General features: G+C 64.6%; 20 protein-coding genes. 10 read left to right on the plus strand and 10 right to left on the minus strand.

The window, feature by feature from the left end:
• The first annotated feature begins 213 nt into the window (after nt 1–213).
• Nucleotides 214–5,712 carry a phospholipase gene (locus tag HB777_03860; GenBank protein QND63140.1) on the plus strand — a complete coding sequence of 1,833 codons (5,499 nt, stop codon included), beginning with the start codon at nt 214–216 and terminating at the stop codon, nt 5,710–5,712.
• A gap of 312 nt (nt 5,713–6,024) precedes the next feature.
• Here HB777_03860 and HB777_03865 read toward each other — a convergent pair whose 3' ends face one another.
• Both HB777_03865 and HB777_03870 read right to left on the minus strand, forming a co-directional pair.
• Complete coding sequence (locus HB777_03865) at nt 6,025–7,227, minus strand: MFS transporter (protein QND63141.1); 1,203 nt, start codon at nt 7,225–7,227, stop codon at nt 6,025–6,027.
• A gap of 445 nt (nt 7,228–7,672) precedes the next feature.
• The gene (locus HB777_03870) at nt 7,673–8,131 is read right to left on the minus strand and encodes an Lrp/AsnC family transcriptional regulator (GenBank protein ID QND63142.1); all 459 of its coding nucleotides are present in this window, start codon (nt 8,129–8,131) and stop codon (nt 7,673–7,675) included.
• A gap of 171 nt (nt 8,132–8,302) precedes the next feature.
• Between HB777_03870 and HB777_03875 the strand changes: the two genes are divergently transcribed.
• Complete coding sequence (locus tag HB777_03875) at nt 8,303–9,037, plus strand: AzlC family ABC transporter permease (GenBank protein ID QND63143.1); 735 nt, start codon at nt 8,303–8,305, stop codon at nt 9,035–9,037.
• Entirely contained in the window at nt 9,034–9,333 is a 300-nt protein-coding gene (locus HB777_03880; GenBank protein QND63144.1) for an AzlD family protein, read from the plus strand. Before HB777_03875 ends, HB777_03880 begins: the two co-directional genes overlap by 4 nt.
• Nucleotides 9,334–9,389: 56 nt before the next feature.
• Here HB777_03880 and HB777_03885 read toward each other — a convergent pair whose 3' ends face one another.
• On the minus strand, nt 9,390–10,025 hold the full coding sequence (locus tag HB777_03885; protein ID QND63145.1) for an FMN-dependent NADH-azoreductase: 636 nt from the start codon (nt 10,023–10,025) through the stop codon (nt 9,390–9,392).
• A 109-nt stretch (nt 10,026–10,134) separates the two neighbouring features.
• Here HB777_03885 and HB777_03890 point away from each other — a divergent pair, with 109 nt between their 5' ends.
• Nucleotides 10,135–11,091: a LysR family transcriptional regulator gene (locus HB777_03890; GenBank protein ID QND63146.1), complete on the plus strand. Its 957-nt coding sequence runs from the start codon at nt 10,135–10,137 to the stop codon at nt 11,089–11,091.
• On the opposite strand, the gene HB777_03895 is transcribed toward HB777_03890, so the two are convergent.
• Nucleotides 11,024–11,650 carry a TetR/AcrR family transcriptional regulator gene (locus HB777_03895; protein QND63147.1) on the minus strand — a complete coding sequence of 209 codons (627 nt, stop codon included), beginning with the start codon at nt 11,648–11,650 and terminating at the stop codon, nt 11,024–11,026. The two genes, HB777_03890 and HB777_03895, sit on opposite strands and share 68 nt — an antisense overlap.
• 66 nt (nt 11,651–11,716) lie before the next feature.
• On the opposite strand from HB777_03895, the gene HB777_03900 reads away from it, so the two are divergent.
• Entirely contained in the window at nt 11,717–12,142 is a 426-nt protein-coding gene (locus HB777_03900; GenBank protein QND63148.1) for a glyoxalase, read from the plus strand.
• 9 nt (nt 12,143–12,151) lie between these two features.
• On the opposite strand, the gene HB777_03905 is transcribed toward HB777_03900, so the two are convergent.
• Nucleotides 12,152–13,102 carry a PDZ domain-containing protein gene (locus HB777_03905; GenBank protein ID QND63149.1) on the minus strand — a complete coding sequence of 317 codons (951 nt, stop codon included), beginning with the start codon at nt 13,100–13,102 and terminating at the stop codon, nt 12,152–12,154.
• 168 nt (nt 13,103–13,270) lie between these two features.
• Here HB777_03905 and HB777_03910 point away from each other — a divergent pair, with 168 nt between their 5' ends.
• Entirely contained in the window at nt 13,271–14,143 is an 873-nt protein-coding gene (locus HB777_03910; protein QND63150.1) for a serine protease, read from the plus strand.
• A 7-nt stretch (nt 14,144–14,150) separates the two neighbouring features.
• Nucleotides 14,151–14,777: a helix-turn-helix transcriptional regulator gene (locus tag HB777_03915; GenBank protein ID QND63151.1), complete on the plus strand. Its 627-nt coding sequence runs from the start codon at nt 14,151–14,153 to the stop codon at nt 14,775–14,777.
• 6 nt (nt 14,778–14,783) lie between these two features.
• Here the strand turns inward: HB777_03915 and HB777_03920 are convergent, their stop codons facing one another.
• Together HB777_03920 and HB777_03925 are read right to left on the minus strand one after the other, a co-directional pair.
• A complete protein-coding gene (locus HB777_03920; protein ID QND63152.1) occupies nt 14,784–15,173 on the minus strand; it encodes a type II toxin-antitoxin system VapC family toxin in 390 nt (129 codons plus the stop codon).
• A complete protein-coding gene (locus HB777_03925) occupies nt 15,170–15,436 on the minus strand; it encodes a type II toxin-antitoxin system VapB family antitoxin (protein QND63153.1) in 267 nt (88 codons plus the stop codon). Before HB777_03925 ends, HB777_03920 begins: the two co-directional genes overlap by 4 nt.
• A gap of 177 nt (nt 15,437–15,613) precedes the next feature.
• Between HB777_03925 and HB777_03930 the strand changes: the two genes are divergently transcribed.
• Complete coding sequence (locus tag HB777_03930) at nt 15,614–16,480, plus strand: NAD(P)-dependent oxidoreductase (protein QND63154.1); 867 nt, start codon at nt 15,614–15,616, stop codon at nt 16,478–16,480.
• A gap of 351 nt (nt 16,481–16,831) precedes the next feature.
• On the opposite strand, the gene HB777_03935 is transcribed toward HB777_03930, so the two are convergent.
• Nucleotides 16,832–17,347 carry a TIGR00645 family protein gene (locus HB777_03935; GenBank protein ID QND63155.1) on the minus strand — a complete coding sequence of 172 codons (516 nt, stop codon included), beginning with the start codon at nt 17,345–17,347 and terminating at the stop codon, nt 16,832–16,834.
• 305 nt (nt 17,348–17,652) lie between these two features.
• Complete coding sequence (locus HB777_03940) at nt 17,653–19,872, minus strand: OmpA family protein (GenBank protein QND63156.1); 2,220 nt, start codon at nt 19,870–19,872, stop codon at nt 17,653–17,655.
• A gap of 198 nt (nt 19,873–20,070) precedes the next feature.
• Between HB777_03940 and HB777_03945 the strand changes: the two genes are divergently transcribed.
• Nucleotides 20,071–20,517 carry a YcgN family cysteine cluster protein gene (locus tag HB777_03945; protein QND68643.1) on the plus strand — a complete coding sequence of 149 codons (447 nt, stop codon included), beginning with the start codon at nt 20,071–20,073 and terminating at the stop codon, nt 20,515–20,517.
• Nucleotides 20,518–20,780: 263 nt separating this feature from the next.
• Nucleotides 20,781–21,161, plus strand: a complete 381-nt coding sequence (locus HB777_03950; protein ID QND63157.1) for a hypothetical protein — start codon at nt 20,781–20,783, stop codon at nt 21,159–21,161.
• A 275-nt stretch (nt 21,162–21,436) separates the two neighbouring features.
• On the opposite strand, the gene HB777_03955 is transcribed toward HB777_03950, so the two are convergent.
• A complete protein-coding gene (locus HB777_03955) occupies nt 21,437–22,150 on the minus strand; it encodes an SIMPL domain-containing protein (GenBank protein QND63158.1) in 714 nt (237 codons plus the stop codon).
• Between the last annotated feature and the right edge of the window lie 24 nt (nt 22,151–22,174).

Raw genomic sequence — 22,174 nt, forward strand, 5'->3', positions numbered from 1 at the left:
AACGCAGAGCACGCCGACCATCATCCTCTCGCTCCGTGCACGAATGCAGCGATGCCCCTCCGCGCAATTGCATCACGCGCTGGAAAACCTGCCCCGGCCGCCCGCGGCACGCCCCCAAATATGAGTTTTCTGTGGCAAGGACCGAAACGGACTGCTATGGCCGATGTGGGGATACCTGCGTAGCAGGTTGGGTTTTTGATTTGGGGGCAGGCGATGCTCTTCGCCTATTCATTTATTGCAAGAATACTTTCTGTATTTGGACTTATTTCGGCAATCCGCAACCGCACAAGATACGTTCAGGCGTCGCTCGCATGGCTTCTTGTGGCGCTCTTTCAACTGGCTCTCGTATCGCCTTCCTTCGCGATATCCGCCGGCTGCAGTCAGATCAACGCGACATGGGGTGGCGGGCTCTCGGTCCCGTCGGGCGGCGCTGACCAATATCTGACATACAGCCTTTTGGCCGGCGAGAAGGTCACCTATTCCGCGACGACGTCGGGAAATACGAATCCGCCCGCCAGCCAAAACGGTTCCGGATTCGCGCTCTACGGGCAGAATGGAGGCACCGTCATCCTCGAGCAGTACGGGGCGGCAGGCGCCGAACTCAATCTCAGTGGCAATTATGTTCTGCCTGCAAACGATACCCAGTTCATCGTCTATGCCTGGAGCGTTGCACCCGGGTCGGCCCAGGCGACGGTGACCTGCTCGGCCCAGCCGACCGTAACGGCGATCTCGCCGACCTCCGGGGCCCTGGGCGGCGGCAACTCGGTCGTGATCACGGGCACCAACTTCACCGGCACCACGGGCGCCGGCGGCGTGAAGTTCGGCTCTACGAATGCGACGGGCTACACCGTCAATTCCGACACTCAGATCACCGCGATCGCGCCGGCTGGTTCGGCAGGCACCGTCGATGTGACCGTCACGACCACAGGCGGCACCTCGGCGACGTCGGCCGCCGACCAGTATACCTACGTCGCCGCACCAACCGTCACCTCGATCTCGCCGACGGCGGGTCCCGGCACCGGCGGCACGACCGTGATCATCACCGGCACCAACTTCTCGGGTGCGACGGCGGTGACGTTTGGCGCCACCGCTGCGACAGGCTTCACGGTCAATTCCGCAACCCAGATCACCGCAACGTCGCCCGCCGGCAGCGGCACGATCGACGTCAGGGTGACGACGGCAGGCGGGACCTCAGCCACGTCAGCCGCCGACCAGTTCACTTATGTCGCAGCTCCGATCGTCACCTCGATTTCGCCAACGGCGGGACCGCAGACGGGCGGCACCACAGTGACCATCACCGGCATCAACTTCTCGGGAGCGACGGCGGTGACCTTCGGCGCAACCGCTGCGACAGGCTTCACGGTCAATTCCGCGACGTCGATCACCGCGACGTCGCCTTCCGGCACCGGCACGGTCGATGTCAGGATAACCTCCGTCGGCGGAACGTCAGCAACATCGGCCGCCGACCAATTCACCTATATCCCGCCCCCGACCGTCACGTCGATCTCGCCGACGGCGGGACCGCAGACGGGCGGGACCAGCGTCACTATCACCGGCACCAACTTCACGGGTGTAACGGCGGTGACCTTCGGCGCAACCGCTGCGACAGGCTTCACCTTCAACTCCGCCACCTCGATCACCGCGACAGCGCCGGTCGGTACCGGCACGGTTGATATCAGGGTGACGACGGCAGGCGGTACCTCGGCGACGTCGGCCGCCGACCAATACACCTACGTCGCGGCGCCAACCGTCACCTCAATTTCGCCGGCGGCGGGCCCCGGCGCCGGCGGCACGACCGTGACCATCACCGGCACCAACTTCTCGGGCACGACGGCCGTCACCTTCGGGGCTACCCCGGCGACGGGCTTCACCGTCAATTCCGCAACCCAGATCACCGCAACGTCGCCTTCCGGCACCGGCACGGTCGATATCAGGGTAACCTCCGTCGGCGGAACGTCAGCCACGTCAGCCGCCGACCAATACACCTACGTCGCGGCGCCAACCGTCACCTCGATTTCGCCGACGGCGGGCCCCGGCGCTGGCGGCACCACAGTGACCATCACCGGCACCAACTTTTCGGGTACGACAGCCGTCACCTTCGGGGCGACCCCGGCAACAGGCTTCACGGTCAATTCCGCGACGTCGATCACCGCGACGTCGCCTTCCGGCACCGGCACGGTCGATGTCAGGATAACCTCTGTCGGCGGAACGTCAGCAACATCGGCCGCCGACCAATTCACCTATATCCCGTCCCCGACCGTCACCTCGATTTCGCCGACCTCGGGACCGGCGGCCGGCGGCATCACAGTGACCATCACCGGCACCAACTTCTCGGGTGCGACGGCCGTCACCTTCGGGGCGACCGCGGCGACAGGCTTCACGGTCAATTCCGCAACCCAGATCACCGCAACGTCGCCTTCCGGCACCGGCACGGTCGATGTCAGAGTGACGACGGCAGGCGGGACCTCAGCCACGTCGGCCGCCGACCAGTTCACCTATATCGGGCCTCCGACCGTCACCTCGATCTCGCCGACGTCGGGACCGACGACGGGCGGGACCAGCGTGATCATCACCGGCACCAACTTCTCGGGTGCGACGGCCGTCACCTTCGGGGCAACCGCGGCGACAGGCTTCACGGTCAATTCCGCAACCCAGATCACCGCAACGTCGCCCGCCGGCTCCGGCACGGTCGATGTCAGGGTGACGACGGCAGGCGGGACCTCAGCCACGTCGGCCGCCGACCAGTTCACTTATGCGGCAGCTCCGACTGTCAGCTCGATCTCGCCGACGGCGGGAGCCGACGCGGGCGGCACCACAGTGACCATCACCGGCACCGGATTCACCGGTGCGACGGCGGTGACCTTCGGCGTGACTCCGGCGACAGGCTTCACGGTCAATTCCGCAACCCAGATCACCGCGACATCGCCTTCCGGCACCGGCACGGTCGATGTCAGGGTGACCTCCGTCGGTGGAACGTCAGCAACATCGGCCGCCGACCAGTACACTTATGTCGAAGCTCCGACCGTCAGTTCGGTCTCGCCGACGTCGGGACCCGACGCGGGCGGCACCACAGTGACCATCACCGGCACCAACTTCACGGGAGCGACGGCGGTGGCGTTTGGCGCGGCGGCGACGAGCTTCACGGTCAATTCTGCAACCCAGATCACCGCGACAGCGCCGGCCGGTACCGGCACGGTTGATGTCAGGGTCACGACGACAGGTGGCACCTCGACAACGTCGGCCGCCGACCAGTTCACGTATATCGGGCTACCGACCGTCACCTCGATCTCGCCAACGGCGGGACCGCAGACCGGCGGCACAACCATGATCATCACCGGCAGCAATCTGTCGGGCGCGACGGCGGTGACGTTTGGCGCAACCGCGGCGACAGGCTTCACGGTCAATTCCGCAACCCAGATCACCGCGACGTCGCCCGCCGGCTCCGGCACGGTCGATGTCAGGGTGACGACGGCAGGCGGCACCTCGGCAACGTCGGCCGCCGACCAGTTCACTTATGCGGCAGCTCCGACTGTCAGCTCGATCTCGCCGACGGCGGGAGCCGACGCGGGCGGCACCACAGTGACCATCACCGGCACCGGATTCTCGGGTGCGACGGCGGTGACCTTCGGCGCAACCGCTGCGACGGGCTTCACGGTCAATTCCGCAACCCAGATCACCGCAACGTCGCCTTCCGGCACAGGCACGGTCGATGTCAGGGTCACGACCACAGGCGGCACCTCGGCCACGTCGGCCGCGGACCAGTTCACTTATGTCGAAGCGCCGACCGTCAGCTCGATCTCGCCGACCTCGGGACCGGCGCCCGGCGGCACCACCGTGACCATCGCCGGCAGCGGCTTCACCGGTGCGACGGCGGTGACCTTTGGCGCGACCGCCGCGACCAGCTTCACGGTCAATTCCGCCACCTCGATCACAGCCACAGCGCCAGCCGGTACCGGCACGGTTGATATCAGGGTCACGACCACAGGCGGCACCTCGGCAACGTCGGCCGCCGACCAGTTCACCTATATCGGGCCTCCGACCGTCACCTCGATCTCGCCGACGTCAGGTCCAGCGGTGGGAGGCACCTCCGTGACCATCACCGGATCGGGTTTTGCGGGAACGGCTGGCGCCGGCGGCGTCCGATTCGGTACGGCGAACGCGGCCAGCTACACGGTCAATTCGGCGAACTCGATCACGGCGGTCTCGCCACCCGGCACGGGCACGGTGGACATCGTCGTTACCACCAGTTCGCAGACGTCCTCCGTCACGGCCGGCGATCGCTTCACCTATGAAGCGGCGACGTCGCAGACGACGCTGGCTTCGTCACAAAATCCCAGCCAGTTCGGACAACCCGTGACATTCACCGCAACTGTCACCGCGACGGGTGGAACGCCCGCGGGCACGGTCACATTCGCCGACGGAGGCGCGACGATCGGATCCGCAACCTTGTCGGGCGGGGTTGCGTCTTTCGCCGTCTCGACGCTTGCGGTCGGCAGCCACACGATCACGGCCAGCTACGGCGGCAACGCGACGTTCACGCCGAGCACCTCGCCGTCGCTCACGCAGACGGTCGACGTGCCGATCGACAGCGTGCGGCTGCGGGCGCTTCAGCTCAACGTCACCAAGGTGGTGGCGCAGGCCTCGGGTCAGGCGATATCAGGCGCGATCGACGACGCGATCGCCGACAGCTTCAACGACGATGTCAACTTCGTGACGCCAGGCAACGGACACATACGCTTCAATTTCTTCGCCGAACCAGCTGATGATGTTCAGGCCGGGCCAACGGCAAGCGCGCCTGGAACCGCCAGCAGTGGCTCGCGGGTCGACGACGCCTTTGCCGCGATCAATCAGCAGATGCCGGAGAAGGCGCCTCCGAAGTGGGAGCAAACGAAGCAATGGCTGCTCTGGGCCGACGTTCGCACCTCGGGCATCGACCGCCGGAACACGACGAACAACAGTGGCGTGCCGCAGACCTCGGAGGCTTCGCTCTATGGCCAGCAGGTCAATGCGTTGATGGGCCTCACCTACAAGCCCATGCCAAACCTTGCGATCGGTGTGGTCGGCGGCTGGGAGACCTTCAGCTACACGGAGCAGGACATCAACGGCAAGCTGAAGGGCGACGGCTGGACCACGGGCGCCTATCTCGGCTGGAAGATCCTGCCGACGCTGCGTTACGATGCGGCCGTCACTTACTCCGGCATCGGATACAATGGCGTTGCCGGCACCGCGCAGGGCAATTTCACAGGCGAGCGCTGGATGCTTTCGACCGGCCTGACCGGCACCTACAAGACTGCCGGCTTTCTGATCGAACCATCCGCGAAGGTCTACGCGTTGTGGGAGCATGAGAACGCCTATGTCGACTCTCTCGGAACCCAACAAGGCACCTACGACTTCACGAGCGGACGCGCCTCGGGTGGCGTGAGGGCCGCGTACCCGTTGCCATGGCCCGATAGCGACGTCGTGCTCACACCGTTCGCCGGGCTCTACGGTGACTATTACTTCAACATTGAGGATAGCGGCGCGATCCTCGCCGCGGGCGGCCTCCCGCCGGCATCGACAACCCTGCTGCAAGGATGGTCGGCGCGCGCGACCGGCGGTCTCGCCGCCCGATTCCCCGGCGGAGCCGGTGTCTCGATCGGCGGAGAATTCGGTGGGCTTGGCAGCAACACAAAGACCTGGACGTTGAATGCGAAAGCACAGATGCCATTCTGACGCCTGCGCTGTCGATGACCGATCGGGCAGTGCTGGTGCCAAAGGCGGCATCGAGCCATCCGGCTTTGCCCTTCGGTCTAATGCATGTCGCCCAGAAATAGCCCCGGCAAAGACCTAAAGCGCGTCGCCTGAACCCGTTAAGACGCGACGCGCTTTATGCCGAGACGCGCTCATGGTCGCGGTTGCCGCCGACCATTTCGTGCACCGCCTTGCCGAACGCCCGAGATGAGGCGCATGGCAGTTTGGTTTGCGAAGGTCGACTTCAGGTCAGAAGCAGACCTTCGCTTCGTCAAGCACAACCCCTGTTGCCCGCTACGCCGGCTGGAACTCCCTGCGTGGCAGTGGCGGAAAGGCGATCGCGATCCCGACCGCGCCGAGGCCGATGATGGCCGAGCCGATGAACAGCCAGGAATAGTTGGCGTAGGCGTCGAACACCATGCCGCCGGCGAGCGGTCCCAGCGCCATGCCGAGGCTGGACAGCATGGTGGCGGCGCCGAACACGGTGCCCAGGATGCGCTGCCCGAAATATTCGCGCGCCAGCACCGCATAGAGCGGCATGACGCCGCCATAGGTGGCGCCGAAGATGACGGCCAGCATGTAGAACTGCTCGAGCCGGCTGATCGAGAGATAGGCGGCGATGACGATCGCCTGGATCGCCAGGCCCGCGACCAGCACCGGCTTGACGCCCAGCCGGTCGGCCAGCACGCCGTAGAGAAGCCGGCCGCCAAGGCCCGCAAGACCCTCGACGCTGTAGATCGAGACGGCCGCCATGGGGGCGACGCCGCACAGCATGGCATAGCTGACCATGTGGAAGATCGGCCCGGAATGTGCCGCGCAACAGGCAAAGAACGTCAGGCCCAGCACGATGAATTGCGGCGAGCGCAGCGCCTGGCCTACCGTCAGGCCGGCGCCTTCGGCAACCGGCGCGGAGCCGCTGTCGGTCGCGGCTGGCTTTGGCGGCTGGCGGACCAGCAGCACCGCCGGCAGCAACAGCACCCAGGCCGTGATGCCGATGTCGAACATGGCGGTGCGCCAGTCATAGGCCGAGATCAGCCAGCGGGCGAAGGGCGAGATCGTCATCGGCGCCACGCCCATGCCGGCCGAGACCAGCGAGACGGCCAGGCTGCGGTTGGTGTCGAACCAGCCCGTGGTCAGCGCGATCATCGGCGCGAAGAAGGCGCTTGCCGCGAGGCCGACCAGCACGCCATAGGTGATCTGGAAGCTCAAGAGCGAACCGGCGCGGCTGGCCAGAACCAGTGCCAGCCCGAGCAGCACAGCACCGATCGTCACGACGATGCGGGCGCCAAAACGGTCCGATATCGCGCCCCAGGCGAATCCGCCAAGGCCCATCACCAGGAAGTTGAGCGTCATGGCGCTCGAAATGCCGGCGCGCGACCAGTTGGTGTCGATCGCCATCGGCTCGAGGAAGATCGCCAGCGAAAACATCGTTCCGATGGCGACACAGGACATCAGCGCGCCAGCGGCGACGATGACCCAACGATAGGAAAGGCTCATTCAAATCTCCCATGCCAGAGGGCAGCGCTGCGCGCTGCTTGCGTCCGAAGGACGCTGGCAGCGAGGCCGATCCTACAATCCGGTTGCATTTTTTATCCAGTTTGAAAGGGCGCCGTTTTCCCAACCGCCCACGCGGGTCATGATCGGTGTGGCATCGGCTGACTTGCTGCGCTATTCCTGTGGTGCTCCTTCTTCAAGGTGGCCGGACAAGGCCAAGACATCTGCTTCATGATCCTGGTCTTCAAGCTTTTCAGTACTCCGCTCCTTATCCTCTCTCTCACATTGCTAAGCCGGCGCTTCGGGCCGGCGGTGGGCGGGCTGCTGATGGGGATTCCATTGGTGACCGGCCCGGTATCGGTCTTCACGGCATTGGAAAATGGCGCGGCGGCCAGGATGGTTCACCCTGAAAGCAGAAGCGCAGGCGCCGAAGCGCCTGCGACACGGGTCAGATCGGCAGTTCCGACGTGTATTTGATCGTCTGGCTCGGAACGTCCGTCTTGACGTTCTGCACGCCCTTGATGCGGCTCAGATGCTCCGACTGGAAGCGGCGATAGTCGTCGATGCCGGCCGCCACCACGCGCACCATGGCATCGCAGTCGCCGAGCATCAAATAGCACTCCATCACTTGCGGCAGCTTGGCCACCTCGGTGGCGAAATGCTCGATCGTGTCCTCGTCCTGCGTCTTCAGCCAGATGCGGGTGAAGAAGGTCAGACCCTTGCCGATGCTGGCCGGGTTGAGCACGGCGACGTAGCGGTCGATGACACCGGCTTCCTCCAAAAGCTTCACGCGCCGCAGGCACGGCGAGGGCGACAGGCCGACTTCATTGGCGAGATCGTTGTTGGCCATGCGCCCGTTGCGCTGCAGCGCCCGTAGGATGCGTTTGTCGATCTCATCCAGGTTCATTGGCTGTAGATTCCACTATTTCTCAAAACCGTGACTGGTGATGCCAAATTTTGGCAGATGAAGCGCATCTTCGCAACCAAATTGCGGGCGGGCTTGGGTATGTTTGCTGTCGGTATCACGAGAGTTCAAACGCAGGGAAGCGGCGGCCGCGAGGCCGGCCGATGGATAGCCATGAGCATTTCACAGGCAGTCGAGGCGGCGGGCGATGGTTCGGGATCCGAATTCCGGCGTGGCGTGGCGTCCTGCGCGCCGGTGCTGTTGGGCACCATCCCCTACGCGCTGGTGCTTGGCGCCCAGGCCACGCAGAAAGGGCTGAGCACGGTCGAATTGTCCATGATGACGGGGCTGAATTTCGCCGGCGGCTCGGAATTCGCGGCGATCCAGTTGTGGACGTCGCCGCCGCACATCGTGCTCATCGTCGCCATCACCTTCCTGGTCAACAGCCGTCATCTGCTGATGGGAGCGGCACTGGCGCCGTTCCTGCGCGATCTGCCGAGGCGCAAGGTCTTTCCGGCGCTATTTTTTATGTGCGATGAAAGCTGGGCGCTTGGACTTGCCGATGCAAGGCAGCGCGCAGCGGCGGGCATCACACCGGCCTTCAGTCCGCGCTATTATATGGGCGCGGCACTGGCGATGTATCTCACCTGGGTGGGGTTCACCACGCTGGGTGCCGTGCTCGGCCCGATGCTCGGCCATGTCGAGACCTTCGGTTTCGACATGGCGTTTCCGGCCGTCTTCCTGGTGCTGATGCGCGGCATGTGGACGAGCATGGCCGCGGCGCGGCCCTGGCTGGTCAGCCTCGTCGTCGCGGCGCTGTTTTATCTCTTCGTCCCGGGCGCCTGGTATGTCGCCGCCGGTGCGGTATCGGGGCTGGTCGCGGCCTGGCTGATGGCAGGTGATGCATGATCGACGCTACGACCCTTCTCGTCATCGTTCTGATGGCCGGCGTTACCTACCTGACCCGGATCGGCGGCTACGTCGTGCTGCGCAACCGCAGGCTCAGCGCGCGTGCCGCGGCGGTGATGGAGGCGGCGCCCGGCTGCGTGCTGATCTCGGTGATCGCGCCGGCCTTCGTGTCGCGGAATCCGGCCGATCTCTTAGCGCTGGCTATTACTCTGGTCGCCGCCACGCGGCTTTCCATGCTGCCGACCGTGCTGATCGGGGTCGCTTCGGCGGGCCTCTTAAGACATCTGATCGGCTAGAACGAAAAAAGGCAGGCGCGAACGCCTGCCTTTCGATGCGGATGAACTTTGGCGCCTTACGCGGCTGCCGCAACATCGCGGCTGGCTGCCACCACGGCATCGACCTTGGCGGTCGCCTTGGAGAGTGCTGCGGTCACCGCGTCAGGGCCCATGCCGACGCCTTCGATGCGGATGACGTCGACATCGGTCATGCCGAGGAAGCCGAGCACGCCGCGCAGGTAGGGAATGGCGTGATCGAACTGCACGGCAGCGCCTTCCGAATAGATGCCGCCGGAAGCCAGAACGATGTAGACCTTCTTGCCGGTGACGAGGCCCTTGGGGCCGTTCTCGCCATAGGCAAAGCTCTTGCCGGAGCGGGCGATGTGATCGACCCACGACTTCAGCGTCGAGGAGATGTTGAAGTTGATGAAGCCGGTGGCGAGGATCACCGTGTCGGCGGCGAACAGCTCGTCAAGCACGACGTCGGAGATGCCGACGACTTCAGCCTGGCGCGGGGTGCGGGCTTCGGCCGGCGTGTAGATGCCGGTCGAATAGTCGGCGTCGATATGCGGCAGCGGGTTGGCAACGAGGTCGCGCACGACAAGCGTGTTCGACGGATCGGCGGTAAGCAGCTTTTCAGCGAATTCGGTGGCGATACGGGTTGAGTGCGAGGCAGCGCCACGCGGGCTCGAGGTGACAAGAAGAATGGACATAGCGGGTCTCTCCAGTGGAATTGAATTGTCCCACCAGATATGGGGCTATCGACCCATTCGATAAACTGGTATATTTTCTATACCATCCATCAACAAAATAGATACAGCAATGCAGCCGAACCCGACGCTCGACCAACTTCAGATCTTTGTGACAGTCGCCGAAGCCGGCAGTTTCTCGGCCGCCGGCCGCAAGCTCAACCGGGCGCAGTCCGTTATCAGCTATGGCATCGCCAATCTCGAGGCGCAGCTTGGACTGAAGCTGTTCGAGCGCGAGGGCACGCGCGAGCCGCAACTGACCGAGATCGGCCGGGCGATGCTGGAGGACGCGCGGCGCATGATCGGCGTGCTGCAGCGCATGCGCTCGCGGGTCGATGGCCACCATCACGGGCTGGAGGCGGAAGTGGCGCTGTCGGTCGATGCGTCGCTGCCTTCGCCGGTGCTGGTGCGGGTGCTGAAGGCATTCGAGGCGCAGTTTCCGACAGTGATGCTGCGCCTGCATATCGGCTCGCTCGGCCTTATCCCGGATCACGTCGTCAACGGACAGGCCGATCTCGGCATTGGCGGCTTGCTGGGCGAGGTCGACGTGCATCTTGTGCGCATCGGCTTCATGTCGATCGTGCTGGCTGCCGCGCCCAGCCATCCGCTGGCGCTGCTGCCGAAGCCGGTGGCGCTCGAGGATGCGCGTGAACACACCCAGCTCGTCGTCACCGACCAGTCCGAACGTACCAAGGGACGCGACTTCGGTGTCTTCGCCTACCGCACCTGGCGGCTGACGGATGTGCGCACCAAGCATACTCTGATGCGCGAGGGGCTGGGCTGGGGCGGGCTGCCGCGCTGGCTGATATCAGACGATCTGGCGAGCGGCCGGCTGGTGGAAATCGACCTCGAGTCCTTCAGGGAGGTGAGTTCGCCCCTGTTTGCGATGCATCGCAACGACCGCAGCCCGAAGCCGGCGGCGGCCTGGCTGATCGACCAATTCAAGCGCCAACTCGGCTGCTTCAACGAGTTCGAGCCGGGCGAGGTGCCTGAAGAGGAGCTGGAGACAGCCCATCAATCAGCGCCATGAGGACAGTGCGGTAATCCTCGGCCGAGGCGCCGGCCTCGATCGCCAGGGCGGCGCGGTCGAAGGCTGCGCCGAGCAGCGCGGTCAGCGCTTCCGCCGGCAATCTCGTCATCGTCTGCGCCCGCATTGCCGCGACCAGCCCTTCGCGCAGCGAGCGGTTGCCGTGGCGGTTGTCGATCGCATCCATGACGGCGCGGCCAAGCACGGCCGGCCCGTCGAGCAGCAACAGCCGCGTGCGGCCGGGCGCGCGCATGGCGGCAAGATAGGCATCCGAACCGGCAATCAGCGCGTCGCGCGCATCGAGCGAGGGCGGCGAGGCGCGCTCGATCTCTTCGGCGACCGCTGCCGCCTCCTGCTCGACCACGGCGGCAAACAGCGCCTGCTTGTCGGCGAAGTGATGGTAGAGCGCACCGCGCGTCACGCCGGCGGCGGCAGCAATCTCCGGCGTGCCGGTCTCGGCATAGGATTTTTCCGTAAACAGCTTTCGTGCCGCGGCAATCAGGTCGGCGCGCGTCGCCTCCGTGCGGTCGCGGTTGGAGCGGCGTGCGGCTTCCTGTTGCATACATGCAGCCTGTATGTTAATTCAATCTACATGCAGACTGTATGTTAGTTGACGGGAGAAGGAAAGATGAAGACCACGAGCTACTACCCGGTGCTGATGACGGGCGACGTCGCCGGCACGACGGCGTTCTATGTCGAGCATTTCGGTTTCCAGCCGCTGTTTACGAGCGACTGGTATGTGCATCTGCAATCGGTGGACAACAAACGCGTCAATCTGGGCATCGTCCAGGGCGACCATGAGACAATCCCGGAAGAGGGGCGGGGCCGCACCTCGGGCCTGCTGATCAATTTCGAGGTCCGCGACCCGGACGCGGCCTATGAGCGGGTCGTCGCTGCCGGCTTGCCGATCCTGCGTTCGCTGCGCGACGAGCCCTTCGGCCAGCGCCATTTCATCACCAAAGACCCCAATGGCGTGCTGATCGACGTCATCAAGCCGATCCCGCCGAGTGAGGCGTTTCTGGCGCAATACGCGGAAGGGGCGGCGGGAGCCTGAGCGCCCGCCTCAGCCAGCCCTTGCCACCGGCGTCACCGTCACCTGGCTGACGCCGGTGCGGCGCACGACGGTGCACAGCGTCTCGCGGCCGATGCGTTCGGCGTCGAGCATGCGCACGAGGTCGTCGACGCCGGTGACAGGACGGCCGTCGATGGCGGCGATGATGTCGCCTTCTTTCAGGCCGGCCTTAGCCGCCGGACCATCCTTCTCGACGCTGCGCAGGCGCACGGCCGTGCTGGTCGAGACCTGTGACAACAGCGCGGCGCGGCGCGGCAGATTGGTGGTGTCGGCCGAGATGCCGATAAAAGCGCGGCGCACGCGGCCGAAGCGGATGATCTCCGAAATGACGAAATTGGCGGTGTTGGAGGCGACCGCGAAAGCGATGCCTTGCGCGCCATGGATCATGGCGGTGTTGACGCCGATGACCTCGCCGGCCGACGACACCAGCGGCCCGCCGGAATTGCCGGGGTTGAGTGCCGCGTCGGTCTGGATGACGTCGTCGATCAGCCGGCCGGTGGAGGCGCGCATCGAGCGGCCGAGCGCCGAGACGACACCGGAGGTGACGGTCCATTCGAAGCCGAGCGGATTGCCGATGGCAATGGCGATCTGGCCACGCCTGAGCCGCTTGGAATCGCCCAGCGGTGCGACATCGGCAAAACTGCCGTCGGCGCGCACCAGCGCGATGTCGGTGTCGGGGTCGCGGCCCAGCACGCGGCCTTCGCTGGACGACCCGTCCGGCATCGAGACGCGCACTGTCCTGGCGTCGCCGACGACATGGAAGTTGGTGACGACCAGCCCGTCCGGCGCGATGACAAAGCCGGAACCATGGCCGCCCTGACCGCCGACGCGCTCGATGCGGCAGACGGCTGGGCCGATGCGGTCGACGGCGTCTGCCACCGTCATCGAATAGGCGTCAAGCAACGTGTCATCAGATTGGAATTTGGTGGCGGCGAGGGCCATGATCAGGCTCCGTGTTTTCAGGCGAAAGGATGACTATATGTGCGGAGCGGGCCGAACCGTCGCGACCTGACCAGATGGCCAGTCAAACCAGCAACTAGCCGTCAGGCGAGTACCTCCGGGCGCGCTGTCGAGCGATATCTGGGGCATGGATGAACCCAGGAGATATTCATGAGCGACTTCAATCTGAATGCATTTTCCGACGCCATCGCCGATCTCGCGGCACAAGCGGCTCCGGCAACGGCGAGTTTCGCCACGCATCATCATCGCACGGCAAGCGCCTTTCACTGGCGTGACGGCTATTTCGTCACCGCCGAAGAGGCCGTCGAGGCCGGCGAGGAGATCGAGCTGGTGCTGGCCTCGGGCGAGACCGTGAAGGCCGAACTGATCGGCCGCGATCCGTCGACCGGCGTTGCCCTGCTGAAGCCGGCGGGGGCCGTCAGCGCCGCGCCGTTGGCCAAGGCCGATGCAGTGCGGCCGGGCAACATCGCCATCGCCATCGGCAACAGCCAGGGCTCGGCTCTGGCCGTGTCGGGTTCGGTCGGCGAAGTCGGTCCGGCCTGGCGCTCGATGCGCGGCGGCGCCATCGACCGGCGCATCAATCTTGCCGTCGGCGCCGGCGGCCGTTTCGAGGGCGGTCCGGTGCTCGATGCCAAGGGCGCGCTGATCGGCATGCTGTTGTTCGGACCGCGCCACCGGGCGCTGGTCATGCCTTACGAGACGATAGAGCGGGCGGTCGCGACCCTGCGTGAGAAAGGCCATGTCGCGCGCGGTTATCTCGGCGCCGGCCTGCATCCGGTACGCGACCGCGACGCGCATGGCGCGATGGTGATGAGCCTCGATGACGAGGGTCCCGCCAAGGCCGCCGGCCTCTCGCTCGGCGACATTATCGTGGCGTGGAACGGCGAGGCCGTGCATGGTCCGCGCGACCTGATCCGCAGGCTTGGACCCGACAGCGCCGGCGCTTTGGTGACGCTCGGCGTGGTGCGCGGCGGCGAACAGCGCGATGTCGCGCTGACGATCGGCGAAAAGCCGCTGAGTTGAGAGGATGATGGACACGCTCACCAGCGACCGGATTATGACAGACGGCGCCGTCTTGCGGCGGCTGGTGGTGCTGATTGCGCTTGGCGATGCGTCACGCGCCGAGCGCCTGGCGGCCTCGCTTGCCGCCAGCGATGATCTGTTGCCGGTCGTAGCCGGCAGAGCCGACGTCGCCATCGTTGACGACCGGAGCGGTGAGGCGGTGCCGGCCGCCATTCCAAGGGTGCTGCTGTCGGGACGCGGCGACGAGCGGCCCACCGATGAGGTGTTGGCCGTCATGGCGGCGGGCGCGGACGATTTGTTGATCGCCGCGGCAGTGCGGCTGGCTGCGGCCGGCTATCGCGTATCGAACGATGGCAGAAGCGGGCGCCGTGAGCATTTCCATGCCGGTGATGGCGAGCCGTTCGAGGAGGAAACCCCCGACGAGCATGCGATCCGGCCTTCGCTGTCGCCGCGCGAAGCGGAAGTGCTGGCGCTGCTGGCCGAGGGCGCGCCCAACAAGGTGATCGCGCGGCGCCTCAACATTTCCGTGCACACGGCGAAGTTCCACGTCGCCGCAATCCTGATCAAGCTCGGTGCGGCCAACCGCACCGACGCGATCGCCATTGCGATGCGGCAGGGGCTGGTGCTGGTCTGATGTCGATCACACTGCCGCTTCAATGTCAGTGAGGCGGAAATCCTCACCTTTGAACAATAGCGGCATGGCTTCGAGCCGCGCCGCGGCATAGGCGATGCAATCGCCGAAATTCAGCGCCGCCGGGTGCCGACCCTTGCCGTAGCGCAGGAACGCCTGGCGGGCGACGGCGGCGTGGTCGGCGGTAAAGGCGATCGTCTCAATCGAGGAGCTGCGCAGGAAGCTATCGAGGCGATCCAGGATTTCATCTTGCTGGCCGCTTGCGAGCACCATTGTCGTTTCAAGGAAGGTTGGCGCGGTCAGTAGCCGTCTCTTGGCTTGTGCGATCGCCAGCACGAAACGTTCGTAGCCTGGTTCGAGACGCAGAATGGCGACCAGGACCGAGGAATCGATGATCATTTCGTCGGGATTCCGAACTCATCATAACCGAGGATCTCGTCATCGGTCATCGCATTCTCACGTCTGGGGACTTTTCCGGCGCTGTCGGCAATCGCCATCAACCGCTGAAACAAGTCGTCGGTTTCGTCGCGCGGCACCAGCCGCTCGCGCGCAACTTCGCGCTCGAGGCTCTGGCGGATCGCTTCGGTCACGGACACTCGGCGACGGCGTGCAAGCTCGCGCGCCAATTGCTCGACTTCCATGTTCTTGATCGACAGCGCCATTCTATAATCTACCTGTTTATATAGAATATATAGTAGCAGCTCGATGAATCCAACGGATTTCCTGTGCCACCCGCGCCGGCCTCCGCAGCGTCACCATGGCGTCGTAGCGCAAGCTCTTGTATCCGGCAGCGGCGCGGGCAAGGATCACTTGAAGAAGCACAGGGAAGCGGAGGAAAAATGTCGCTCGAGGGAAAGACGCTGTTCATCTCCGGTGGGTCGCGCGGCATCGGGCTGGCGATCGCGCTGCGCGCCGCGCGCGACGGCGCCAATGTGACGATCGCGGCCAAGACCGCCGAGCCGCATCCGAAGCTGCCGGGCACGATCTATACGGCGGCCGAAGAGATCGAGCAGGCCGGCGGCAAGGCGTTGCCTGTGCTATGCGACATCCGCGAGGAGGCACAGGTCGCCGAGGCGGTCGCCAGAACCGTCGAAAAATTCGGCGGCATCGATATCTGCGTCAACAATGCCAGCGCCATTCAGCTCACCAGCACGCTGGAGACCGACATGAAGCGCTACGACCTGATGCATCAGATCAACACGCGTGGCACCTTCCTGGTGTCCAAAATGTGCATTCCGCACCTGAAGTTGGCTGCAAATCCTCACATCCTGAATCTGGCGCCGCCGCTCGACATGAAGGCCAAATGGTTCAAGAACCACGTCGCCTACACGATGGCCAAGTTCGGCATGTCGATGTGCACGCTTGGCATGAGCGCCGAGTTCGCCAGGGACGGTATCGCGGTCAATTCGCTGTGGCCGATCTCGACCATCGACACGGCAGCGGTACGCAATCTGCTGGGTGGCGCGACAGTGGCAGCGATGAGCCGTTTGCCCGACATCATGGCCGACGCCGCGTATGCCATTTTCATGCGGCCGTCGCGCGAGGCATCAGGCAATTTCTACATCGACGAGGAGGTTCTGCGCGCCGAGGGCGTCAGCGACTTTTCGGTCTATGCGCCTGATGCGACCGGGCCGCTGGCAGGCGATTTCTTTGTCCCTGATGAGGTGTTTGCCCGCACGGACAGCAAGATCAAGAGCATTTACTGACGCCGCGCCGGCGCTGCCCCTCAACCGCCTGCCGCACACATTGGCGATCGCGTGCATGGCAGCTTGGCGCATGCATTGTCTTTATGCGGCGCTGGTCGACCCCCACTCCGTCTCGGCTTCGCCGAGCCACCTCTCCCCCGATCGACGGGGTAGAGGAAACGCGCCAGGCTTTTTGCCGTCAACGCTCGTCCAGCAACGCTCCCTTCCTTTCCCTCCGGAGGGGAAGGTGGCGCTGCGAAGCAGCGACGGATTGGGGGAACCACGTGGCAATCAAGCCTCGGGCCGCTCAGTCATGCCAGTCACGGAAGATGTGCGCATAGCGTAGCGTAAAACGGGAAGAAGGAAGCTGCCTCACGCCTCGTCCTTCTTGCCTTTGCTCAGGCCCATCAGCCGGTCGATATAGGCGAGCATGAGGGCCGAGACGACGAAGGCGAGGTGGATGATGGTCAGCCACATCAACTGCTCGGTCGTGTAGGACGACGAGTTCAGGAACACCTGCAAGAGATGGATGGACGAGATGGCGACGATGGTCGAGGCGACCTTGACCTTCAGCGAGCCGACATCGATCGTGCCCAGCCAGTGCACGCCGCCGTCTTGGTCGTCGAAGCGGCTGACGAAATTCTCGTAGCCCGAGATGATGACCATCACCACCAACGAGGCGACCAGTGCGGCATCGATCAGGCCGAGCATTTTCAGGATCGTGTCGGTGTCGCCGAGCGTGAACGCCAGGGTGATGAATTCATAAAGCTTCTTGCCGAAGGACAGCGCATAGACGGCCAATGCCAGGGCCAGGCCGATATAGAAGACGACGAGCAACCAGCGCGAGGCGAGAATGATCGATTCGATGGCGAGTTCGAGACGCTTCATAAGACGGTTCCGGCTGTTATCTTTCGGACAATGGCCGTATTCGGTCAGGTCGCCACTGTTTGCAAGACAAAAAAACCCCGCCGGAGAGGGTCCGGCGGGGCTCAATGCGTCCCGCTGGAGTCGGGACGGGGCAGGGAACGCCCAGCCTTGAATCTGGGGTAGGTGCGCCTTCGATTCAATGAGCCCGGTTGCATAGCGGTACAATTCTTGTTGAACCCGGAAGGTCGATCCATCCCCGGCAGGGCCGGGGATGGATGCTTGTCGTGCCGATTCCACAAACCAGGTCATGGTTTTGAAATCATGACCTAATTGTTGCTGGCCACAGGCGCCACCAGCGAGGTGATGCGGCGTATGGCGACGCGCCGGTTCTCGCGGTTGGGCGCCGCGGTGTTGACCTTCAGATACTCCTCGCCATAGCCCTGCGTGGTCAGATTCTCCGGTGGGATGCCGAAGGCGTTGGTCAGCGCTTCCGCCACCGCTTCCGCGCGGCGATCGGACAGAGCGAGGTTGGCTTCCGGTGTGCCGACCGCGTCGGTATGGCCTTCAATCAGGAAGGTCTCGGCCGGGTTCTTCTTCAACAGCTTCTCCATGGCGGTGGCGACGCCCTCGAGCTTCTGCACCTCGGTGTCGGAGATCGAGGCCGAGCCGAATTCGAAGTTGAGCGTATCGAGATCGACGCGGCGGGCAATATCGCGCACGCGGGCCGACCGCTTGACCTCGTCGATCGAATAGAGACGCTGGACCTTTTCGACCGGCGGCTGCTCGAGGAAGTCGTAATAGTCGTCCGGGCTCTCGACATCCTCGGAATCGAGAATGTACTCCCGGCGCGGAATGGTCAGCCGCATCGGCGGCAGGTCGTCGCCGGGATCGCGCCAGTCGCCCTCGTCCTGATAGTCCCGCTCATCGACATAGCTCAGCACATATTCGCGACCATCAGGTGTGATGCGCGAACGCTGGATGACATCACCGTAGCGGTTACGGATGGTGACGATCTGGACGCCATTGCCGCGCTCTACCGTCTCGCGTGTGCGGCCTTGCGGCAGGTTCTCGTAATAGACGTCCTTGGCGCCACGGTTCATGCGCGGGCCGTCATTGCTCTGGACGATCGTCTGGCCGCCGAGCTGGATGATGACGCGGTCGCCGATTTCCTTGAGCACGTCGACGCCCTTGGGGCGACGGCGGTCGCGGATGTTCTCGTCTGGCGCGCGATCGAGCCGCGTGCCTTTTTCCTCGGTCACCGGGACCATCTTCTCGGGCTTGATCTCCTGCTGTGCGGCCTTGTCGTCGGTCGGAGGCGGACCCTGGTCGACGGGAGCGACCACCGGCTTCTGACCCTGATCGCCGCCCTGCTGGGCATTCTGCCCACTATTCTGCTGCTCGCCATTCTGCTGGCCGTTCTTGTCGCCATGTTTCCGGCCGCCGCCCTTGCGCTCGGCATCCTTCTGGCTGTCAAGGATGGGGGCAGCGTTGGGATCGGCAGGTGCTTCGCCCTGCACCGGGTTTTCGCCCTGGACTGGTGCTGCCGCCTCGCCATTGGCCGGTTGCTTGCCGGTGGCTGGCTGTTCGCCGGTCGCTGGTTTTTCGCCATTGGCGGGTTGTTCGCCGGTGACGGGCTGCTCGCCATTGGCAGGTTGCTCACCGGTGGCCGGCTGCTCGCCAACAGGTTTCCTGCCGTGCTTCTTGGTCTTGTCCTGGGGCTGCTCGCCCTGGGCCGCCGGCTGTTCGCCGGCGGGGGCCGTCGCCTCTCCAGCGGGAGCTTCCGTCGGCGTCGGGGCGACTTCAGGCTCGGCCTGCTGGTCCTGCTTCTTCTTGCGCGGCTTGGCCTGCTCGGCGGGCTGATTGTCGTTGGCCGGTTCTGCCTGGCCTGCCGGCGCCTGCTCGCTCTGCTGCTGCTGATCACGCTTCTTCTTGCGCGGCAGCTGCTCCTCGGCGGGAGCGGCCTGTTCGGCTGGCGCCTGTTCAGTCTGCTGCTGCTGATCGCGCTTCTTCCTGCGCGGCAGCTGTTCCTCGGCGGGAGCGGCCTGTTCGGCCGGCGCCTGCTCGGTCTGCTGCTGCTGATCGCGCTTCTTCCTGCGCGGCTGCTGTTCCTCGGCGGGAGCTGCCTGTTCGGCCGGCGCCTGCTCGGTCTGCTGCTGCTGGTCGCGCTTTTTCCTGCGCGGTTGCTGTTCCTCGGCGGGAGCTGCCTGTTCGGCCGGCGCCTGCTCGGTCTGCTGCTGCTGATCGCGCTTCTTCCTGCGTGGCTGCTGCTCCTCGGCGGGCTGCTCGCTCTGGGCAGGCGCTGCCTGCTGTTCGGGCTCGGCCTTCTTGCGCTCGGGCTTCTGTTCGGGTTCCGCCTGCTGCTTCTGCGCGCAGGCCTCGGCCGATTCGCCTTCGGCGCATGCAGCTTGCGCCAGGATGAATGGGGCTGACGTGCGCTGGGCAGGGCCGAATGCGGCACCTCCCTGAAGCGGGAACGCGCCCAACGGCGCGGATGCCATCAGCAGGCCAAGTGCGGTGCCGGCCAGTATCCGTGGTTGGCGTTTCATCGAAAATTCTCCTTGTGGGGGTCCCATCCTTGCCGAAACCGATCTTGCGCCGATTGGTTCCAGTTTGGCGTGAATAGAGGCCGTGCAGGGCAATTGGCCGGCCTTTTGAAGGCAACTTCGTGTCATTCACCTAGCGATTGCCGCATTCGGGCCGTTGCCGCGCTTGACCTTGCCGGCGGCTGGGGCCACATGCCGGGAATGGAAACGCCATTCTGGAAAACCAAGGCGCTGGAGGCGATGAGCCCGGCCGAATGGGAATCGCTGTGCGACGGCTGCGGCAAATGCTGCCTGTCGAAGCTCGAGGACGAGGACACCGGCGAGATCTACTGGACCAGCGTCGGCTGCCGGCTGTTCGACGCCGAGACCTGCCGCTGTTCGGACTACGCCAACCGGCTGGCGCGCGTTCCCGACTGCGTCGGGCTGACGCCGCAGAATGTGCGCACCATCACCTGGCTTCCCAGCACCTGCGCCTATCGGCTGGTGGCCGAGGGCCACGACCTCTACTGGTGGCACCGGCTGGTGTCGGGCAGCGCCGAGACCGTGCATGAAGCCGGCATCTCGATGCGCGGCCGGGTCAAGGCGAGCGAAACTGATCTTGCCGAGCCGGAAGATTATTTTGACTATATGCTGGACGACGAGCCGTAGGGGCTCGCGCCGGGACGAGGAGCCATAGGCTCGCATCAGGACTGCCTGATCCTCGGCCCGCTGGATTGGGAACCGGGTGCTCAGTCAGGCGTTTTGGCGTTCACCACAGGCTGTGGACGATGGCGAATGGCCGGAATTTCCCTTTTCTCGCCACATGAACCGGAGATGAACAGCAGGTTCGTAAAGAGTTCAGACAGGCAAGTGCATTCTCCCCCCATCGGTTCACGAGGACGGGCGAAAGCCCGCAAAAAGGAGAGAAGACGATGTTCAACACGATCAAGACGGCAGCCCTTTCGGCCCTGGTCGGTCTCGGCACGCTGACGGCCATCCCGGCTCACGCCGACAGCCTCTATCTCGGCTTCGGCAACAACAACGACCCGCGCTTCGGCGTCTATGCCGGCGACGATGGCTATCGCCACCGTCGTGATGAACGCCGTGGCGACTGGCGTGATGAACGCCGCGGCGACTGGCGTCGTGGCTGTTCGCCGGACCGTGCCCTCGACAAAGCTGAACGCATGGGCCTCCACCGTGCCCGCATCGTCGACGTCAACCGTCGCACGGTGAAGGTGATGGGTCGCCAGGACGGCGACCGCGTTGTCATCGTGTTCGCCAATGACCGCGGCTGCCCAGTTATCTATCGCTGAGGCTGCGAGGGTCGGCCAGAAGACACGACCTTCTGCGAGGTCGGTCTGGAGACACGACCCTCTGCGAAGGTCGACGTGGCATGATCCTCTGCGAGGATCAGCCGGAGACACGACCTTCTGCGAAGGTCGGTCTGGACTAGCCGAGCCCCTTTCCGTTTGAAGGGTGTGGCTCGAAAAAACCCCGCGGGAGCAATCCCGCGGGGTTTTTCATGCATGCTATTGGCCGGTGGTTGCCGTGGCCGAGCAAAGGCTCAGCCACGGATACTCAGAGCTGCTTATTTCAACTCGAAGGTGACGGTGACCTGCACATTGTAGGAATTCTCGCCGGCCTGCACCGGAGCCGCAGCACCCGCCGCGGAGTCGAAGGCCTTGGCGTTGATCGGCATCGGCGTCGGCGCCATGTTCTGATCGGTGATCTCGAGCACACGGCCGAGGCTGACGCCTGCGGCCTCGGCCAGCGTCTTGGCTTTGGCCATGGCGTTGGCGACCGCCTTCTTACGCGCCTCGGTGACCGTGGCCGCGGGATTGTCGTTGGTGAAGGCGATGCCGCCGCCCTGGTTGACACCGAGCGACACCGCCTTGTCGAGGATCTCGCCGGTCTTGTCGACATCGCGCACCCGCACCGAAAGCGTGTTGGTCACCTGATAGGCGACGAGTTCGGCTTCCTGGCTGCCGTCCGGCTTGTTGGTGTAGTTGTAGCGCGGGTTGATCTGGATGCCGGCGGTCTGCAGGTCGCGGTCCTTGATGCCGGCCGACTTCATCGCCGCGATCACGGCGGCCATGGCGTCATTGTTGGCGTCGAGCGCCGCGCGCGCGGTCTTGGCTTCGCGCATGACACTCAGCGTCAGGACCGCCAGATCAGGGGCTACGGTTGCTTCGCCTTCGCCTGACACGATGATGCGGGGCGGCGTCGGCAAATCGGTGGCTCCAGCCATCGCCGGAAAAGCGATTGCAGCGGCGAGCGCGAGAGGCAAAAGGTGTCTGGTCATGAAAATCTCCTTGGTCTGCGATCA

It is taken from the genome of Mesorhizobium loti, assembly GCA_014189435.1.
GTDB lineage: Bacteria > Pseudomonadota > Alphaproteobacteria > Rhizobiales > Rhizobiaceae > Mesorhizobium > Mesorhizobium loti_G.

Excerpts from the sequence above, each read along its gene's own strand:
- HB777_03860 (QND63140.1), top strand. The coding sequence starts at position 214 with ATGCTCTTCGCCTATTCATTTATTGCAAGAATACTTTCTGTATTTGGA.
- HB777_03865 (QND63141.1), bottom strand. The coding sequence starts at position 7,227 with ATGAGCCTTTCCTATCGTTGGGTCATCGTCGCCGCTGGCGCGCTGATG.
- HB777_03870 (QND63142.1), bottom strand. The coding sequence starts at position 8,131 with ATGAACCTGGATGAGATCGACAAACGCATCCTACGGGCGCTGCAGCGC.
- HB777_03875 (QND63143.1), top strand. The coding sequence starts at position 8,303 with ATGAGCATTTCACAGGCAGTCGAGGCGGCGGGCGATGGTTCGGGATCC.
- HB777_03880 (QND63144.1), top strand. The coding sequence starts at position 9,034 with ATGATCGACGCTACGACCCTTCTCGTCATCGTTCTGATGGCCGGCGTT.
- HB777_03885 (QND63145.1), bottom strand. The coding sequence starts at position 10,025 with ATGTCCATTCTTCTTGTCACCTCGAGCCCGCGTGGCGCTGCCTCGCAC.
- HB777_03890 (QND63146.1), top strand. The coding sequence starts at position 10,135 with ATGCAGCCGAACCCGACGCTCGACCAACTTCAGATCTTTGTGACAGTC.
- HB777_03895 (QND63147.1), bottom strand. The coding sequence starts at position 11,650 with ATGCAACAGGAAGCCGCACGCCGCTCCAACCGCGACCGCACGGAGGCG.
- HB777_03900 (QND63148.1), top strand. The coding sequence starts at position 11,717 with ATGAAGACCACGAGCTACTACCCGGTGCTGATGACGGGCGACGTCGCC.
- HB777_03905 (QND63149.1), bottom strand. The coding sequence starts at position 13,102 with ATGGCCCTCGCCGCCACCAAATTCCAATCTGATGACACGTTGCTTGAC.
- HB777_03910 (QND63150.1), top strand. The coding sequence starts at position 13,271 with ATGAGCGACTTCAATCTGAATGCATTTTCCGACGCCATCGCCGATCTC.
- HB777_03915 (QND63151.1), top strand. The coding sequence starts at position 14,151 with ATGGACACGCTCACCAGCGACCGGATTATGACAGACGGCGCCGTCTTG.
- HB777_03920 (QND63152.1), bottom strand. The coding sequence starts at position 15,173 with ATGATCATCGATTCCTCGGTCCTGGTCGCCATTCTGCGTCTCGAACCA.
- HB777_03925 (QND63153.1), bottom strand. The coding sequence starts at position 15,436 with ATGGCGCTGTCGATCAAGAACATGGAAGTCGAGCAATTGGCGCGCGAG.
- HB777_03930 (QND63154.1), top strand. The coding sequence starts at position 15,614 with ATGTCGCTCGAGGGAAAGACGCTGTTCATCTCCGGTGGGTCGCGCGGC.
- HB777_03935 (QND63155.1), bottom strand. The coding sequence starts at position 17,347 with ATGAAGCGTCTCGAACTCGCCATCGAATCGATCATTCTCGCCTCGCGC.
- HB777_03940 (QND63156.1), bottom strand. The coding sequence starts at position 19,872 with ATGAAACGCCAACCACGGATACTGGCCGGCACCGCACTTGGCCTGCTG.
- HB777_03945 (QND68643.1), top strand. The coding sequence starts at position 20,071 with ATGGAAACGCCATTCTGGAAAACCAAGGCGCTGGAGGCGATGAGCCCG.
- HB777_03950 (QND63157.1), top strand. The coding sequence starts at position 20,781 with ATGTTCAACACGATCAAGACGGCAGCCCTTTCGGCCCTGGTCGGTCTC.
- HB777_03955 (QND63158.1), bottom strand. The coding sequence starts at position 22,150 with ATGACCAGACACCTTTTGCCTCTCGCGCTCGCCGCTGCAATCGCTTTT.